Consider the following 16,472-nt stretch of genomic DNA (forward strand, 5'->3'; position numbering starts at 1 on the left):
CTCGACTTTATCGATTTACCGAGAAACTGCGATCCCCGAAGTCCAAACCCATGTAGCAGCCCTAAACAATTCCTGAAGGCGAGATGCCCGACTTCTCTAACAAGTCGGGCATCTGAAGGGCTGGCTCATAACTCGTTTAGGACTGCTATAGCCCTAAACGAGTTAGAAAATTTTTTGTAGCCCTCTCGTTACGAAAGCGACAGTATTACTTTTGTGAGATTACCGTTCGGTGGCGAGGAGTATTGAAAGTAATAGTGGGTACTTTGAATCTTGCCTCTATTAGCGCCTGTTCAATATCTAAGGCAAAATATTCATCCAGGTAAGGCTCGGTACTCTTGAGCAAGGTCAAGATGTACGGTGGCATCTTGATGTAAATTTCCGACTTTGGGTTCATATCCATAATTGCCAAATGGCCACCGGGACGCAGTACGCGCCGGGCTTCTCTCAAAATTTGCATTGTTGCCGATTGAGGCAACTCATGGCACATCAGAAAGATGGAAACTAAATCAAATGACGCCTCTGGCAATCCTGTAGATTCAGCAGCTGCGTGAACCCACTGAATTGATTTCTGACGCTGTTGCGATTGGTATTGGGCAACTGCCAGAAAGTAGGGAGACAAGTCTAAACCAGTGATTTTTGCCTGGGGATAGACATCTTGCAGGGCAAAGGTACTCATCCCGACACTGCACCCCAAGTCTAAAATATCTTGCGGCTGGGTGGAAATTTGGCTAGTGAGAATATCGAAGAAACTTTGGCGGAGTCTAGCATCTCCCTGGCTACCAGCATCTTTCCAGACACCAGCATGAACGGCATAAGCAGCGACTTCTACCTCCCAAGCAGCCTCCCAGCTTAAATTACCGCTTTCGTAGGCATGAAACGATCGCACATAGTATTCTGGGTAAACTAGCTCTGGGTTTTGTACTTTCTCTAACCCAGTTCCCCAGTCGAGTTGGGATAGTTCCTTTACTTGCTTTGTCCAAGGTACTCCAATTCTCTCGGCGCGTTTAATCATCATAGTTCGCGCCTGATGCTTGGCAAGATTGGCTAACGGCTTGATCGCCAGCAACCCATTCACCAAGCGCGAAGATATTCCGGGAGCAGTTTTTACAGCAGTAGTCATTAGTCCCTAGTTATTAGCCATTAGTTATTAGTTTATTGTTTGTTGTCTGTTAGCGTTGCAACGTTGGAAGGTTGAAACGGTGGCTAGGGATTTTCATTCCAACTTTCCAACTCTTCCCTGACTGCTGACTAATGACCAATAACTATTGACTAATTCCCAGTTTTCTGCTTTAGGGCTAGTAACACCTCAATTTCAGCAGTTGTTTTGTCAGACTGAGTAACAGTTAGACCAACACCCCGAATAGAGTTGAGGACAGCCGCTGTTTCTGGCGCGATCGCATTCTTTTGGGAAGCAGGTAGCTGGCGATTTACTAGAGACATGGTTTTGTCCATATCTAGGTAAAAGTAGCCTGCATTTGGCTTGTGCAACGACGCTGTGGCGGCTTTAAACGATGGGCTATTGTCCAAAGTCTGGCTGGGTTTGGTGGCGATCACATCAGCGATGGGGCCACCGATAGCGATGAACATGGTGTTTTCATCTATCCAACCACGTCCCAAAAATGCACCTTGTTGTGGGATCTGCCATTCAGTGACAGCGTTACCTTTAACATTTCTTTGGGCTACCGTGATTGAGTTGCCTTTAGCAAGTGCATCAAGTTTACTGAAGGTATTTTCAGCGGTTTTGCGATCGCTTGTTTGAAATACCAAAGCTCCACCAAAGCCAACTGGCGCTAAAATACCTTGACTAGATGGAATTGCAGCCATAGCAAATTCACCATCCATCCAACCAAAGATATCTTTATCTAGGTCAAGATTCAGGCTTTCCTTTAGTTGTAGACGTGTTTGTTCAAATGCTTTCTGGGCTTCGGGATCTTTTTTCGACTGTTCAACTACCGCATCCCAAGTACGGCTGATACCGCCGCCGCTGATTAAGGCAATAGTATCAGCAGGAAATTGAGACACCACATTGCCAGCATTGGGTTTATACTCTGCTTGCACAACGGCTGTCGGGTCTATCTTACCAATCGCCTTCATGCGTATACCCGCATTATCGACCCCAACACCGATAACCATTGACTTCAATGCTTTTAGCTGCTTTATTGTTTCTGGAGGTAATGGCGTTGCATTAGGATTGGTTGCCAACAATTCCTCTACCATATTGCCGTAGTCAGGCACATAGAATTGAGCCAAGGAGTGTTGTACGTTTGTACTCTTCGAGAGAAGATTGGCTGAACCTTCTTTACCAGCAAATGAAGGCTGACCTTTGAAGGTATCAATCGCTAATTCTACAGTTTTTCTTTGGTCAGACAACACTAAATGGTTATTTAAAACCGCTGTATAAGTTTTGCTAGTTTTCCCTGGGTCTTCGGTTATTTTGATACCTTTGTAGTCAATTTCCTTGCTTTCAGCTTTTTTCACTTTCTTGGCGAAATTCAAGGCGCTAATTTTATCCTTGATACCGACAACCATCAAAACATTCGGTTCCTGTGTGGATTGTGGCGTAGCTTGTACAGGTTTTACTGGAGACGATGGCAGCACAGCAAACATCACGCTACCTAACCAAGGCTTAATGTCTTTCTCATAAGAGACGTTGGATTCAGTCAACATATCTTTGTTGAAATTGTTTAAACCTTTGGCAACTAACTTTTGGGCTTCCGGGGTGCCGAACTGTTCCAATTGCGCCCAAGCTTTCGGATCTGTGGAGACAAAACCTGCCATTAATGCTTCATCTGGCACCACTTTGGCACTCCCCAGAGGACTCGTTGCGTCGCCACCCAAACCACCTTTGAGGTAAAGATAGCCACCTACGCCACCTGCAATTAAAACGGCAGTACCAACAACAATAGGAACTAAACGATTTGGTTTTGTTTCAGACATTTTAATTCTTCCTCGGTTTATTTCTTCTTTGATTGTCGTCGCTGCTGCCAGTGATGGTATTGGGATATTTTCATTTCCATTCTTTGGCAGCCCAATTGGTAATTTTACTTATGCAGTATTTCCCATTAAATTATTTTTTATGGGAGTGTCATAGGGCTACTTCAATGCGATTAGAAGAAACTCCGCAAATGGAATTATTAAGTTTAAATAAAATCAGAGGAGCGGGGGTAAATTGCCATTGTTAATTGGAATAGAAGTCAAGACAGTTGAGTTGCGTGCGATTTCACGAGGCGAACCCCCAACCTCCGATAAATTGGAGAGGATTGAGCAATGTGGAGATACGGTTAAATATCCTTTTTAAGAGAGGCTCCAAGCAATAAAATTGCTTAAAAAGTGGAGTAAAAGCAATTCTATCGCTGAAAAAGCAGGTCAATGATGAAAAATCCCCTGTAGTGCATGGAATCCTAAGTACAATCGCGGGAAAGGCGCTAATGTGGAAAATATACTTCAATGGCTTTGTTTAAGGGGTTGTAGCCATACCCCTATTGTCTCAAGGGCGCGATCGCGAACATGAATTTCCAGCTTAGTTTTGATTCCGACAATACACGTCATAAATCCTTTGAGTTACCGGGTGCTAGACCCCACTACAACCCAGACCGACCCGGACAAGTCGAACATATTTTTCTGGATTTAGCCCTCGACATTCCCAATCAAAGCGTCGTCGGCACTTGCACCATCACATTATCCCCTGTGCGGAGTGGGATTGACCGTTTGACTTTGGATGCCGTTAACCTAAATATTCATTCAGTGGAGGTTGACGAATCGCCGCAAACGTTTGACTATGATGGCAACGAGCTGCATATTCAGATGCAGACACCTACGGAAATGGGAAAATCGGTAAAGGTAGCGATCGCTTACTCGGTCGAAAAACCCCAACGCGGCATCTACTTCATCACCCCCAACAAACATTATCCCCACAAACCGACGCAAGTCTGGACGCAAGGAGAAGATGAAGACTCCCGCTTCTGGTTCCCCTGCTTTGATTATCCGGGACAGTTGGCAACTTCAGAAATTCGCGTCAAAATTCCCAAACCTCTGATCGCTATTTCCAATGGAGAATTGATCGAAACAAAGGAAGATGGCGATCGCAAAATTTACCACTGGTTACAGCAGCAAGTTCATCCCTCCTACTTGATCACTTTAGCTGTAGGTGACTTTGCGGAAATTAAGGATGAATGGAACGGCAAACCTGTAACATATTATGTTGAGAAAAATCGCGAACAAGATGCCCGCCGCAGCATGGGCAAAACTCCCCGGATGATTGAATTTTTCAGCGAAAAATTTGGCTATCCCTACCCTTTTCCTAAATACGCCCAAGTCTGCGTTGATGACTTCATTTTTGGCGGTATGGAGAACACTTCTACCACCCTGCTAACTGACCGCTGCTTGTTAGACGAACGGGCATCTTTAGATAATCGCCTTACTGAAAGTTTAGTTGCTCACGAACTCGCTCACCAGTGGTTCGGGGATTTAGTTGTTATCAAGCACTGGTCTCATGCTTGGATTAAAGAAGGCATGGCATCTTATTCAGAAGTGCTGTGGACAGACGAAGAATATGGAGCGCAAGATGCAGCTTATTATCTATTAAATGAAGCTCGTAGCTACATTTCAGAAGATAGCAGCCGCTACCGTCGTCCAATTGTAACTCATGTTTACCGGGAAGCAATTGAACTGTACGACAGGCACCTTTACGAAAAAGGCGCTTGCGTTTATCACATGATTCGGACAGAGCTGGGAGACGAGCTATTTTTCAAAGCAATTCATACGTTTGTTCAGGATAACGCCCACCAAACAGTCGAAACAGTTGACTTGCTAAGAGCAATTGAAAAAGCTACCGGACGCAACTTATTATTCCTATTCGACCAGTACGTATATCGCGGCGGTCATCCAGATTTTAAGGTTGCGTATGTTTGGGATGCTGACAGCAAGCTGGCAAAAATTACGGTGACGCAAACTCAAGCTGCAAGTGATAATAACGGCAGTAAGAGTGAGCTGTTTGACTTAAAAATTCCGATTGCCTTCGGTTATAGTCAGCAACAGGAAACTGACCCCGATAAGCAAAATCCAAAATCAAAGATTTTCAAGGTTCGGGTAAATGAGCGGGAACAAAGTTTTTACTTCCCCTTAGAAGAGAAACCCGAATATGTAAGCTTTGATGTAGGAAATAATTTCCTGAAAACTGTATCTTTAGAGTACCCAGTTGCCGAACTCAAAGCACAACTGCAATTCGATCCCGATCCGGTTTCTCGCATTTACGCTGCTGAGGCGTTGGCAAAAAAAGGTGGATTAGAGGTGGTAAAAGCTCTTGCTGCTGCTTTGCAGAATGACTCTTGCTGGGGAGTTCGGGCGGAAGTTGCCAAACAACTCTCTGAAGTTAAACTCGATCAGTCGTTTGATGCTTTAGTTGTCGGGTTGCAAGATAAAGAGGCTTTAGTACGTCGTGCAGTGGTGCAAGCACTAGCTCAAATCAAGACGCAAGAAAGCTATAAAGCACTGAAACCACTGGTGGATAAAGGAGATGCCAGCTACTATGTGGAAGCTGCCGCAGCTAACGCGATCGCGGGAATTGGGGCAGCACACTTGGACGAAAAGCCCAAGCAAGAGAAGAAGGTACTGAAGCTGCTGCACTGGGTACTCAAGGAAAAAGCTGGTTGGAATGAGGTTGTTAGGACGGGCGCGATCGCAGGTTTATCTCAACTCAAAACTTCACCAGAAGCTTTGGATCTGATTTTAGAATATACCGCGTCCGGAGTTCCGCAGGCTTTGCGCCTTGCAGCCATTCGCGCACTAGGAGGCATTTCTACAGGTCAGAATAATGTCAACCTGGAACGGATTCTAGAGCAATTAAGCGAACTTTCTAAAGAAACGTTTTTCTTAACGCAAGTTTCAGTTGCTATAGCACTGGGACAGATGGAGACTCCGAAAGCGATCGCGATTTTACAAAGTCTTGCCGATCAAACTCCCGATGGGCGAGTTCGTCGTATCGCCGAGGAAGCAGTTGAACGGGTGCAAAAAAACGTTGGTTCCGATCAAGCTATCAAACAATTGCGAGAGGAACTCGATCAGTTGAAAAAGCAAAATCAGGAACTAAAAAGTCGCATGGAAAACCTAGAAGCCAAGTCCAGCACCTAGTCAGAAGCCCGAACGTGTTGATCCCTCCCCATGTTGGGGAGGGTAAAAATATCTCCTGAATTTCCCCCTTTTGAACAAAAACTTTTTCCCCTGCAATCTTGGAACTGGGAATTGGGGATTGGGAATTGGGAATTGGGAATTGGGAATTGGGGATTGAGAATTGGGGATTGGGAAAAAGTTTTACCTAGTCCCCAGTCCCCAGTCCCCAGCCCCCAGCCCCCAATCCCTAGTCCCCAGTCCCCAGCCCCCAGTCCAGAATATTGATCCCCGATGGTGTCTGTATTTTTGTATACTAGAGTTAATAAAACGTTAAAAAACTGGTAAAAAACAATGTATAAAGTTACGAGAGATTGCGGAAGGAATCTCTAGAAATAAGTGTTATTTGATTGATCAAGTTAAAAAGTGGCTTTACTACTACCAAGCCGCTACTTACTAATAAGTTTTGTTTTGAGAGGCAGACACAAGCGTGAATCGGTATCCACTCGTCCAGTCTGGGGGCTACGATCAAAAAGCGATCGCCCAATACTACCTTTATCGTCCTTGGCTAGTTATCTGGCGTGGCATTAACATTATTTTCTCCTTTGCGAGATTCTTTATCGGGTTAAAGTGGGATGAATTGTGGAATGTAGAGATGCGACAAGTCGCGTCTAAACACGCCACCGAACTGCGAGAAATGCTAACTCGCCTCGGCCCTACATTTATTAAAGTCGGTCAAGCCCTCTCCACGCGCCCCGATCTAATAAGGAAAGACTTTTTAGAAGAACTCATCAAACTACAGGATCAACTGCCGTCGTTTGATAATGCGATCGCCTTCAATATCATCGAGACAGAGCTAGACCGCTCTATAGAAGAGATATTTAGCGAAATCTCCCCAGAGCCTCTAGCCGCCGCCAGCCTAGCACAAGTATATAAAGCCTGTCTCCACACTGGCGAAGAAGTAGCAGTCAAGGTGCAACGCCCCAACTTGCTACCAACCATTACCCTAGACTTGTACTTAATGCGGTGGGCTGCTGGTTGGCTAGCTCCCTGGCTTCCCCTAAATTTAGGGCATGATCTGCGCTTAATTGTCGATGAGTTCGGCACCAAGTTATTTGAAGAAGTTGATTACCTCAACGAAGGACGCAACGCCGAAAAATTCGCGACAAACTTCCGCGACGATCCCACCGTCAAAGTTCCAGCAATTTACTGGCGATACACCAGCAACCGCGTTCTTATCTTAGAGTGGATTAACGGCTTCAAGCTGACAGATACTGAGCGGATCAAAGCAGCAGGTTTGGACACAGATAGCCTGATTGAAATTGGCGTAACATCAGGACTGCGACAGCTGCTAGAACACGGCTTTTTCCACGCCGATCCCCATCCAGGGAACCTGTTTGCCATGCCAGACGGGCGGATGGCATTCATTGACTTTGGCATGATGGATCAGATGGAGGAGCATACCAAAGAAAACCTCGTCAGCGCCGTAGTTCACCTAATTAACAAAGACTACATCGAGTTAGCCAAAGACTTTGTAAAGCTAGGCTTTTTGACACCAGAGACAGACATTATTCCCATCATTCCGGCGCTGGAAACCGTGCTGGATCAAGCGATAGGCGAAAGTGTGCGAGACTTTAACTTCAAGACAGTTACAGACAAGTTCTCGGAACTGATGTATGAATATCCGTTCCGCGTCCCCGCAAAATTTGCCTTGATTATTCGTTCTCTGGTGACGCAAGAGGGATTAGCTTTAAGCTTGAATCCGAATTTCAAAATCGTCGAAGTTGGCTATCCCTATGTGGCGCGGCGTTTACTCACCGGGGAAACTCCCGAAATGCGGCGGCGGTTGATTGAGGTGCTGTTCAAAGATGGTAAATTCCAGTGGCAGCGATTGGAAAATATGATTGCCATCGCCCGCAGTGATGATAACTTCGATTTATTACCCACAGCACAACTCGGTTTACAGTTTATCCTTTCTGAAGAAGGTCAGTTTCTGCGACGGCAATTACTGATAGCTTTAACAGAAGATGACCGCCTTCATACCGAGGAAGTCCGACGCCTCTGGAATCTGGTTAAAGACGACCTGAAACCAGCACGGTTGTTCAATGTGGCATTGGGAGCCTTAACTGAACTCTCCACCGAGGGAGTCGCAGCGCTTTTGCCCACTGTTTCCACATTCTCTGCTTTTCAGCACAAATCTTGAAGCTAATAGCTAATGGCTTTGAATAATTAGCTATTAGCTATTAGCCATTAACCATTAGGAGTTATTAGTGTATTACTTTCCAGACCCGCCGTATTTTTTACTCGTTGTTGGTTTATTCGCTGGGCTAACCTCTGGCGCTGCTTTTGAAGCCACCCTGAAACAACAAGTGCGGGAGTGGGCAAAAAACCGCTCCACCCGCACCCTAGCACAAATGCAAGGTATGCAGTTACAACTGCCGTTTCTGGGAATTTGTGCGGGTGTCTGCGTATTTCTTGTGGCTGGATTAGAAATTTTTGGCTTTCCCGGATCGCTGGCTTGTGGGGTTTCTGTGCCACTCACTCTATTTATCGGCTTCTTGATTTGGGGACAACTCAAGAACCTTTTGTTAATGCTAGAACGGGGTGGTTCGCGAGCGCTCGATTTGGACGTTTGGGAATAAGCCATTAGTTAGTTATAGGTTGGGTTTTCTAACCTCAATCACCCTAAAACCCTCTTAAAAAAGCAGCACAGGAGTAGTCCAACCTTACTCTCTACGCTCTAAAAAACAAGCCCGGTAGTGATACCGGGCTTTGCTTTATCAGCAACAAGAATTAGCCTAATTATTAGTAGACATCAACATAGTCCCAACCATCAACATAACCTAATGTCCCTGGTGTTGACCCTGGCACAGTAATTTTGTACCACTTATTGTTCCACTGGTTGTTATCTACAGCAAAGTTCAACTTGGTGCCAATAGGTACAGTTTTGATAATTTGGCCACTGCATGGCGATCTGCGAAGATTTACAGGTGACTTAACTACATGAGCCGTTCCCGGAGCCAGTGGGTTAACAATCATCCAGCCTTGAAGACGACCGCTTGCACAGACATTGGCGGAAGTATAACCGTAGGTAACGCGAACCCAAGTATAACCATTGCCTTGCTGAGTGCCTCCGCTAGGATCGTTTAAAACATCGGCTCCCGGTCGAGCGACGCGCAAGATACGGCAGCTGGTGCTGGGACAAGAGCGGATATTAACGGTACTCAACACGTTATAAACCCGACCATCATCTGTCGCTGTCCCTGCCACACCTGCACCGAGTGCGTTTGCTGTACCTACTCTAGCTTTTATGGATTGGCGGACGGTATCGGCTTCACTAACCGCACCTCCTGCTTGTTCTGGTGCGACAGTTCTGGGAGCAAACTTATTACCTGCGTTAGATGGTTCGGCTAAATTTTTGGGAACGGCAACACTTAGTGTAATTCCTAATAGAGTAAAAGCTGTTAAGCCAGCACCAATTTTTTTGAGAGTTCCTAGTTGCATAGCAGTTTTGTGTCCTTTAATTCAGTCTGCGAGTGTCTTTTTCTCGGCATTATATTAGACACAAATACACAAACAAATTTTTCGGAATACAACACACTGTGCAATGGCAAATCACCCGAAAGGGTGATTTTTTATAAACAAAGGAACATTTAAAGAGACAGACAGATCCGCGTGCTACCTAAAGCGTGAACTTTTGCGTCCTAGGGTAAAAAAAAATCAACAGTTTGCTGTCGTAAAAATAGCGTCTTCAATCTCTTGAAGAGCATCTTTCAAGTCATCGTTGACGATCTGAATATCAAACTCACTGGCGGCGGCAATTTCTGCTTGGGCGTGACTGAGACGGCGGGCGATCGCTACCTCAGAATCCTGTCCCCGGCCTCGTATCCGGTTTTCTAGCTCGCTCACGGAAGGAGGCATGATAAAGATCCGCAATGCCTCTGGGAAATTTTTCCTGATCTGCCGCGCCCCTTCGAGTTCAATTTCTAAAATCACCCACTGTCCTTGCTGGATGTGTTCCTTCACCCGGCGTTTGGGAGTGCCATAATAATTTCCGGCAAACTCAGCCCATTCGAGCAGTTCACCAGCTGTTACCATTTCCTCAAACTGGCTGCGGCTGACAAAATAATAGTTTTTACCGTCAATCTCCCCAGGACGGGGGGAGCGAGTGGTGACAGATACAGAAAAATATAGTTCTGGATGACGCGCTAGAAGCGATCGCAGCAGCGTGCCTTTGCCTACTCCACTCGGCCCTGTCAAAACAATCAGTCTCCCTTTTCCCATAGCCTTCTGACTCATGCAACAAACTGTAGACTTTCTACTTTAAATCATTGAATTGAGACTTTGGACTATAGAAACTATTTATTTCCTTCGTCTCTCAATAAAAAAGCTTTCAGGCTATCCCCCAAGAAAGGAGCGCAGCAAAAGGCAAAAATTATTCATTTTTGCCTTTTACATGATTGCCTTTTTAGTCTTTAGTTGTTGGCGCTACCGTCTTTGCCGATAACGAAGCGATGGGCAACAGTTTCCGGCTGAATAGCCGAGAGAATGACGTGGCTAGAATCAGTAATAATTACTGCTCTGGTACGACGCCCGTAAGTGGCATCAATCAGCTGGCCTCGATCCCTGGCATCGGTAATGATCCGTTTGATCGGGGCAGATTCTGGACTGACAATGGCAACAACTCGGTTTGCAGACACAATGTTACCAAAACCGATGTTGATTAGCTGGATGTCCATAAAAAACTAACGGCATAGCCGCATAAAAAGCTTCATAGAGTCTAGTTCCCATGTTATCTACAATAATATTGACTTACAAGCTTAAAATCCACGAAAACCCCCGTTTTTAGGTACTAACTGCTTTTTTTTACCTTTCAGTTCTTTTTAACTCTTCCAAAAGAAATAGATAAAAATAGCGGTTTCATGTGAATTGCTTCCACAGGTGACTTAGTTAGCAAGGATAGAAGTAAACTAATTGTGAGCTTGTAACAATAAAAACCGCGTTCTCTCGTGCAACTTGTTGACTTTACTACCCTAACTGGTGCTTGTTGCGAACTGCGCGATGAATGGATACCAGCGCGCACCGAACAGGTTTATCAGCGCGATCGCTTTACAATATCTCTAGCACTGCGAACCTTGAAGCGACGGGGTTGGCTGACAATTTGTTGGCATCCGCAAGCGGCGAGAGTTTGTATAGGAAATCCACCGCCCCGGACACCGGATACATTTACCTTCAGCGACCAGCTGCGACATCAACTGGGAGGATTTGCCTTGGTGGCGATTGAAGCGATCGCGCCTTGGGAGCGAGTGCTAGACTTGCAATTTGCCAAACGTCCCGGAGACCCGGTATTCTGGCACCTGTACGTCGAAGTTATAGGCAAATACAGCAACGTTATCCTCACAGGTGCAGACAACCTAATTGTCACTGTCGCCCATCAAGTTAGCAGCCAGCAGTCCAGCGTCCGCCCTATCCAAACCGGACAACCTTACGAAGTACCCCCAGCCCTCACCAATACTACTCCCAGTTTGAGAGAATCCCAAGAGCGCTGGCAAGAGCGAGTCAGTCTGGTACCAGGAACGCTGCGGCGGAACTTACTGAAAAACTACCGGGGTTTGAGTCCAGCGCTGGTGGTATCAATGGCACAAGCCGCAGGCCTAGATTCAGAGGCTACCACCAATAGCTTGATATCATCCGACTGGGATAAATTATTTCAAAAATGGCAAGAGTGGCTGCAAGTAGTTGAACTGGGGACTGGGGAAGAGGGGAACCGAGGTGGAGGGGAACCAGGAGAGAAGGAAGAAAAAGCGTTGTCCTCCGTGTCCCCAGTCAAGAGCCAGTTTCATCCCGGCTTTACACAAGATGGTTATAACGTCTTAGGTTGGGGTATTATCAAGCCTGCCTCATCAGTCCAAGAATTACTCAACCGCTACTACACCGACCAACTAAATCAACAAGAATTTAACCAGATCCGCCATCAGTTAAGTCAGAAACTCAATAATATTCTGCAAAAATTGCGTCAGAAGGCTTCTACCTTCAAAGAACGCTTGCAGCAATCAGACCAAGCAGACCAGTACCGAGAACAAGCAGACTTGCTGATGGCTTACCTCCAAGACTGGGAACCAGGGATGAAGGCGATCGCACTCAACGATTTTGAAACAGGTAAGCCAGTCACAATTCCCCTAGATCCAGAAAAAAACGCTGTCCAAAATGCCCAATCTCTCTACAAGCGCCACCAGAAACTAAAACGCGCTCGTACAGCCGTTGAACCTTTACTCCAACAAGTGCAAGAGGAAATTGATTACCTGGAGCAAGTGGAAGCAACCCTTACCCAGCTTGATGCTTACGACGACCCAGAAGATTTACAAACGCTCTTAGAAATCCGCGATGAACTGATTGGGCAGAAATATTTAGAAGATCCAGACAACCGCAGCCGTAGGGATGAGGAAGCGAGTCACCCCTACAATTACCAGACACCAAGCGGTTTTGAATTACTAATTGGGCGCAACAACCGCCAGAACGATCAGCTAACTTTTCGCATGGCTGGAGATTATGACCTCTGGTTCCACACTCAGGAAATTCCCGGAAGTCATGGCTTGCTGCGGGTCGCACCGGGGGAAGTCCCTGACGAAGCCGATTTGCAATTTGCCGCTGACCTAATTTCTTACTACAGCCGCGCCAGACAAAGTGACCAGGTTCCAGTGGTCTACACTCAACCCAAACACGTCTACAAGCCTAAAGGTGCTAAACCTGGGATTGCGATTTATAAGCATGAGCGCATCATTTGGGGTCGTCCTCAGAAAGCCGTCAACTATCTTTAGTGTGAAGATTTCAACAAAATGTAAATTTTTATGAGCTAAAGTTTGTATTTACTGTTACAGTAAATATTAAGAAATCTTTTAGGCTGGCGGTTGGGAACGCGCAGGTTAGGATTTCCTCAGATCAACGACAACAGAATCAACGAGTTTTTTGCGCCAGCTGTGGTAACAGCTGGTCTTTTTTATTAGGTAGAGATAAATATCTATTGAAACATTAAATTTATCAATTAAAAACCCAATTAGTTTTCCGGCTTTTAACCTTTTTGAGCTTTTCACCTGTTCGCGCCGTTACGCCCCAAAGCAACCAGCTTGATCATCAACCCTAACGGCTAAAAATGGACGCGATCGCTATTGTTCAGAATATTACGCGATCGCTGCCCTGTGTATCCTCTATTTTCGCTATTCACATTTTTCCTAGTCTGCCATCGCCATAGCCTTGCTTGGATGGGGGCTGTAACAATTAAGTTGCTAAAAATAACCAATACGGAGGGAAAACGGCTTTTTCCCTCCGTATTTGCTTTTTTAGCTTTCTCAGCCTTGCCCTGTCTAAACTTCAGCAGCAAATAAACATGGGAGTATGTAATAATTTATGACCCTAAAGTAATGATTTATTGCACCCAGCTAAGAATAACAACAAATTTGGCTGTATCCTAGCTTACAATTGGCAACAGAACCCCTGTGGAAATTACTGGCTGGGTTTATATATGCACCTGAACGGTTTGCCTATTCCTTCACTATCTCTAGAGCCTGCCATTGAGCGTCAACCTCTAACCGTTGCGCCTGACACACTTCTAGTCGATGTTCTGGCGCTCATGAGTCAGTTAAGGAGTAGTTGTGTGCTACCCAACAGGATAGAAACAGATGCCAATGACGTTTCAGAAGATCCCATAGGGAAGACTTATCAGAGAAGTGTCGCATCGCCCACCTCTGTGTTTCCAGAAAGGGAAAGTGTTCTTGACACCGCCGATTCTTCCGGTTGTTACGTATTGGTCATAAAAGGTACGCAGCTAGTGGGAGTATTCACAGAGCGGGATATAGTCCGACTAACTGCTGCTGGAACTTCCCTAATAAACGTCAAAATTGGCGATATAGTAACAAAAACAGCGATTACACTGAGGAAATCGGAAGCTCAGGATGTTTTCACTGCCCTTTCTTTATTTCGTCAGCATCGGATTCGTCACTTGCCAATAATGGACGATAACGATCATATTGTTGGGGTAGTGACAAACGACAGTATTCGCAAAGCACTGCAACCCGTCAATCTCCTGACGCGATTGCGATATGTCTCCGATGTGATGACATCTAAAGTCGTTCATGCACCTTTAACCGCTTCTGTTCTAGATTTAGCCCAGCTCATGGCTCAGCAGCTAGTCAGCTGTGTAGTTATTACAGAACAAGAACTGGGGACTGGGGACAAGGGACTAGGTAAGAGTCCTTGCAATCCCCAATCCCCAATCCCCAATCCCCAACCCCTAATCCCAGTGGGAATCGTTACAGAGCGAGACGTTGTGCAGTTCCAGGCGTTAGAGCTGGATTTGTCAAAAACGCAGGCTCAAAATGTAATGAGTACGCCCTTGTTTTGCTTGCGTCCCTCAGATTCCCTGTGGGATGCCCATCAAGAAATGCAACGGCGGCGTGTGCGGCGTTTGGTTGTGAGTAGCGATCGCGGACAATTACTAGGCATTGTTTCCCAAACCAGTCTGCTGCAAGTGCTGAACCCAGCAGATATGTATAATGTCATCGAAGTATTGCAGCAAGCCGTAGAGGAACGAACCAGCGCATTAAGAAACAGCAACGAGCGACTGCGTTCTGAGATTGCGGAACGCAAACGAGCAGAGAAGGCATTGCAGCAAGCACACGATGATTTAAAAATACAGATAGAAGAACAAACTGCTGAACTCAATAAAGCCAATGCTCTCCTCAAACAAGACATTATTGAGCGCGTCTCAGTAGAAGCGGCATTGCGGCAATCAGAAGCGCAATTAAAACAACAAGCCCAGCATCTACAACAAACTCTTGACAAATTGCAAAAAACGCAAGCCCAGCTAATTCAAACAGAAAAGATGTCAAGTCTGGGGCAGCTAGTTGCTGGTGTTGCTCATGAAATCAACAACCCCATCAATTTTATCTATGGCAATCTCAACTACGCAGATAAATATGTCCAAGATTTGCTGAAGCTGCTGCAACTCTTTAGCAAGCACTATCCCCAGCCAACATCTGATATTCAGCGCCTTACTGAAGAAATTGACCTAGATTTTCTCAGTACAGACCTTCCGAAACTGTTAGCTTCGATGAAAGTGGGAGCGAACCGTATCCGGGATTTGGTGCTGTCACTGCGGAACTTCTCCCGATTAGATGAGAGTCTATTAAAATCTGTTAACATTCACGAAGGGCTAGATAGTACCCTTTTGATATTACAAAATCAGCTAGAAGCAAGAACAGGGCGTTTTGGAATTAGAGTCATTAAAGAGTACGGCAACCTGCCTCTTGTAGAGTGTTTAGGGGGTCAGCTTAATCAGGTATTTATGAATATACTGAGTAATGCGATTGATGCCTTGAAAATCCGGAGCGGAGAATTTGAAATTCCCTCTGGGGATAAGGGGCGATGGGAAATCAAGAATGGGGAGGAAAGTACCAATTACCAATTTCCTACTATTCGGATTCGCACCGAAGTAGTAAACAAAAATCAAGTTGCTATTTGCATTGCCGACAACGGCATCGGTATGACAGAGGCAATCAGTCGTCAGATGTTTGACCCTTTCTTCACAACGAAACCTGTGGGCAAAGGCACTGGGTTAGGATTGTCAATTAGCTATCAAATTATTGTGGAAAAACACGGCGGTCAGCTTCAGTGTAATTCTGCGCTTGGTCATGGAACCGAGTTTATAATTCAAATTCCGATTAGACAGCAATCTCACGCTAAACCGGTTTATCGAAACAGACGATTAAAACCTACTATTGAACGAAACGAAACACAGAAAATACACGAGAATGAGTGTGTTTGTGAGGGATTAAAAAGCCAAGATTAAAAATCAATAAAATAAATTTTATTTGAGCTGAATTTTTTTTGCTGGTAGCGATCGCATTCTGCCGTGAGAAATAACCCAAAAAAATGCGCGATCGCTAATTTATTGTTTCTACAATTTCAATGGTAAATTGGTTACTCAATTTTATTTAGCAATTCAAGAGTTGAGTGCGATACGTCTATAAGGACATGACATTACTATGTCTTTACTAAGGTGGCGAAAAGAAAACAATCGCGATATATTCCACCCGACTGAGAAACGCTATATTTCTACAGCAGTCTTATTTCATTTGTAACCTTTAGCTCTTTTAGCCTGTCGCTCTCGTGAGGAGACGCTACGAACGAAAAAATATTTTATAACTCCTGCAAGGATAGACGCCACTTCCCAACCTGTGAATTTTGTAGCCTCTGTCCTGGCTTAACAAGTGTGCCATTCTCTTTTGCAGCCTAAATATGCCCATAATGTCTGAGCTACTACAGAAACCGTATTCAGTCTATTTGCTGCTGCGGTGAAGAACTTTTTTGAT

At 45.3% G+C, this 16,472-nt stretch carries 12 protein-coding genes; 6 read left to right on the forward strand and 6 right to left on the reverse strand.

Translation table 11 applies throughout. From position 1 onward, the window contains the following. Positions 1-205 precede the first annotated feature (205 nt). Both H6F63_RS17065 and H6F63_RS17070 read right to left on the reverse strand, forming a co-directional pair. Positions 206-1,120, reverse strand: a complete 915-nt coding sequence (locus H6F63_RS17065) for a class I SAM-dependent methyltransferase (protein WP_190638750.1) — start codon at positions 1,118-1,120, stop codon at positions 206-208. Positions 1,121-1,269: 149 nt separating this feature from the next. Then, entirely contained in the window at positions 1,270-2,937 is a 1,668-nt protein-coding gene (locus tag H6F63_RS17070; protein WP_190638751.1) for a DUF3352 domain-containing protein, read from the reverse strand. 570 nt (positions 2,938-3,507) lie between these two features. Between H6F63_RS17070 and H6F63_RS17075 the strand changes: the two genes are divergently transcribed. The 4 genes from H6F63_RS17075 (at position 3,508) to H6F63_RS17090 (ending at position 8,747) form a co-directional block, all read left to right on the forward strand. Then, a complete protein-coding gene (locus H6F63_RS17075; RefSeq protein ID WP_190638752.1) occupies positions 3,508-6,129 on the forward strand; it encodes a M1 family metallopeptidase in 2,622 nt (873 codons plus the stop codon). Between the two features lie 30 nt (positions 6,130-6,159). Beyond that, positions 6,160-6,393, forward strand: coding sequence for a hypothetical protein (locus H6F63_RS17080; RefSeq protein ID WP_190638796.1), 234 nt, complete (start codon positions 6,160-6,162; stop codon positions 6,391-6,393). A 202-nt stretch (positions 6,394-6,595) separates the two neighbouring features. Further along, positions 6,596-8,308 carry an AarF/UbiB family protein gene (locus H6F63_RS17085; protein WP_190638753.1) on the forward strand — a complete coding sequence of 571 codons (1,713 nt, stop codon included), beginning with the start codon at positions 6,596-6,598 and terminating at the stop codon, positions 8,306-8,308. A 67-nt stretch (positions 8,309-8,375) separates the two neighbouring features. Further along, positions 8,376-8,747, forward strand: coding sequence for a hypothetical protein (locus H6F63_RS17090; RefSeq protein ID WP_190448294.1), 372 nt, complete (start codon positions 8,376-8,378; stop codon positions 8,745-8,747). Positions 8,748-8,910: 163 nt separating this feature from the next. Here the strand turns inward: H6F63_RS17090 and H6F63_RS17095 are convergent, their stop codons facing one another. The 3 genes from H6F63_RS17095 to H6F63_RS17105 all read right to left on the reverse strand — a co-directional run bounded on the left by H6F63_RS17095 (position 8,911) and on the right by H6F63_RS17105 (position 10,844). After that, positions 8,911-9,609, reverse strand: a complete 699-nt coding sequence (locus H6F63_RS17095; RefSeq protein ID WP_190638754.1) for a hypothetical protein — start codon at positions 9,607-9,609, stop codon at positions 8,911-8,913. A gap of 216 nt (positions 9,610-9,825) precedes the next feature. Further along, the gene (gene gmk, locus H6F63_RS17100) at positions 9,826-10,404 is read right to left on the reverse strand and encodes a guanylate kinase (protein WP_277876436.1); all 579 of its coding nucleotides are present in this window, start codon (positions 10,402-10,404) and stop codon (positions 9,826-9,828) included. A 176-nt stretch (positions 10,405-10,580) separates the two neighbouring features. Further along, on the reverse strand, positions 10,581-10,844 hold the full coding sequence (locus H6F63_RS17105; RefSeq protein WP_190421478.1) for a DUF370 domain-containing protein: 264 nt from the start codon (positions 10,842-10,844) through the stop codon (positions 10,581-10,583). A gap of 270 nt (positions 10,845-11,114) precedes the next feature. Here H6F63_RS17105 and H6F63_RS17110 point away from each other — a divergent pair, with 270 nt between their 5' ends. After that, complete coding sequence (locus H6F63_RS17110; RefSeq protein WP_190638755.1) at positions 11,115-12,923, forward strand: NFACT RNA binding domain-containing protein; 1,809 nt, start codon at positions 11,115-11,117, stop codon at positions 12,921-12,923. 326 nt (positions 12,924-13,249) lie between these two features. Here H6F63_RS17110 and H6F63_RS17115 read toward each other — a convergent pair whose 3' ends face one another. Then, on the reverse strand, positions 13,250-13,483 hold the full coding sequence (locus tag H6F63_RS17115; protein WP_190638756.1) for a hypothetical protein: 234 nt from the start codon (positions 13,481-13,483) through the stop codon (positions 13,250-13,252). A gap of 141 nt (positions 13,484-13,624) precedes the next feature. Between H6F63_RS17115 and H6F63_RS17120 the strand changes: the two genes are divergently transcribed. After that, entirely contained in the window at positions 13,625-15,949 is a 2,325-nt protein-coding gene (locus H6F63_RS17120) for a CBS domain-containing protein (RefSeq protein WP_190638757.1), read from the forward strand. The last annotated feature ends 523 nt before the right edge of the window (positions 15,950-16,472 follow it).

The organism is Trichocoleus sp. FACHB-40 (assembly GCF_014695915.1).
Lineage (GTDB): Bacteria > Cyanobacteriota > Cyanobacteriia > Cyanobacteriales > FACHB-T130 > Funiculus > Funiculus sociatus.

Bases quoted from the DNA above. Each gene is read 5' to 3' on its own strand.
- H6F63_RS17095 (WP_190638754.1), bottom strand. From the start codon at position 9,609: ATGCAACTAGGAACTCTCAAAAAAATTGGTGCTGGCTTAACAGCTTTT.
- gmk (WP_277876436.1), bottom strand. From the start codon at position 10,404: ATGAGTCAGAAGGCTATGGGAAAAGGGAGACTGATTGTTTTGACAGGG.
- H6F63_RS17075 (WP_190638752.1), top strand. From the start codon at position 3,508: ATGAATTTCCAGCTTAGTTTTGATTCCGACAATACACGTCATAAATCC.
- H6F63_RS17120 (WP_190638757.1), top strand. From the start codon at position 13,625: ATGCACCTGAACGGTTTGCCTATTCCTTCACTATCTCTAGAGCCTGCC.
- H6F63_RS17105 (WP_190421478.1), bottom strand. From the start codon at position 10,844: ATGGACATCCAGCTAATCAACATCGGTTTTGGTAACATTGTGTCTGCA.
- H6F63_RS17070 (WP_190638751.1), bottom strand. From the start codon at position 2,937: ATGTCTGAAACAAAACCAAATCGTTTAGTTCCTATTGTTGTTGGTACT.
- H6F63_RS17065 (WP_190638750.1), bottom strand. From the start codon at position 1,120: ATGACTACTGCTGTAAAAACTGCTCCCGGAATATCTTCGCGCTTGGTG.
- H6F63_RS17080 (WP_190638796.1), top strand. From the start codon at position 6,160: ATGTTGGGGAGGGTAAAAATATCTCCTGAATTTCCCCCTTTTGAACAA.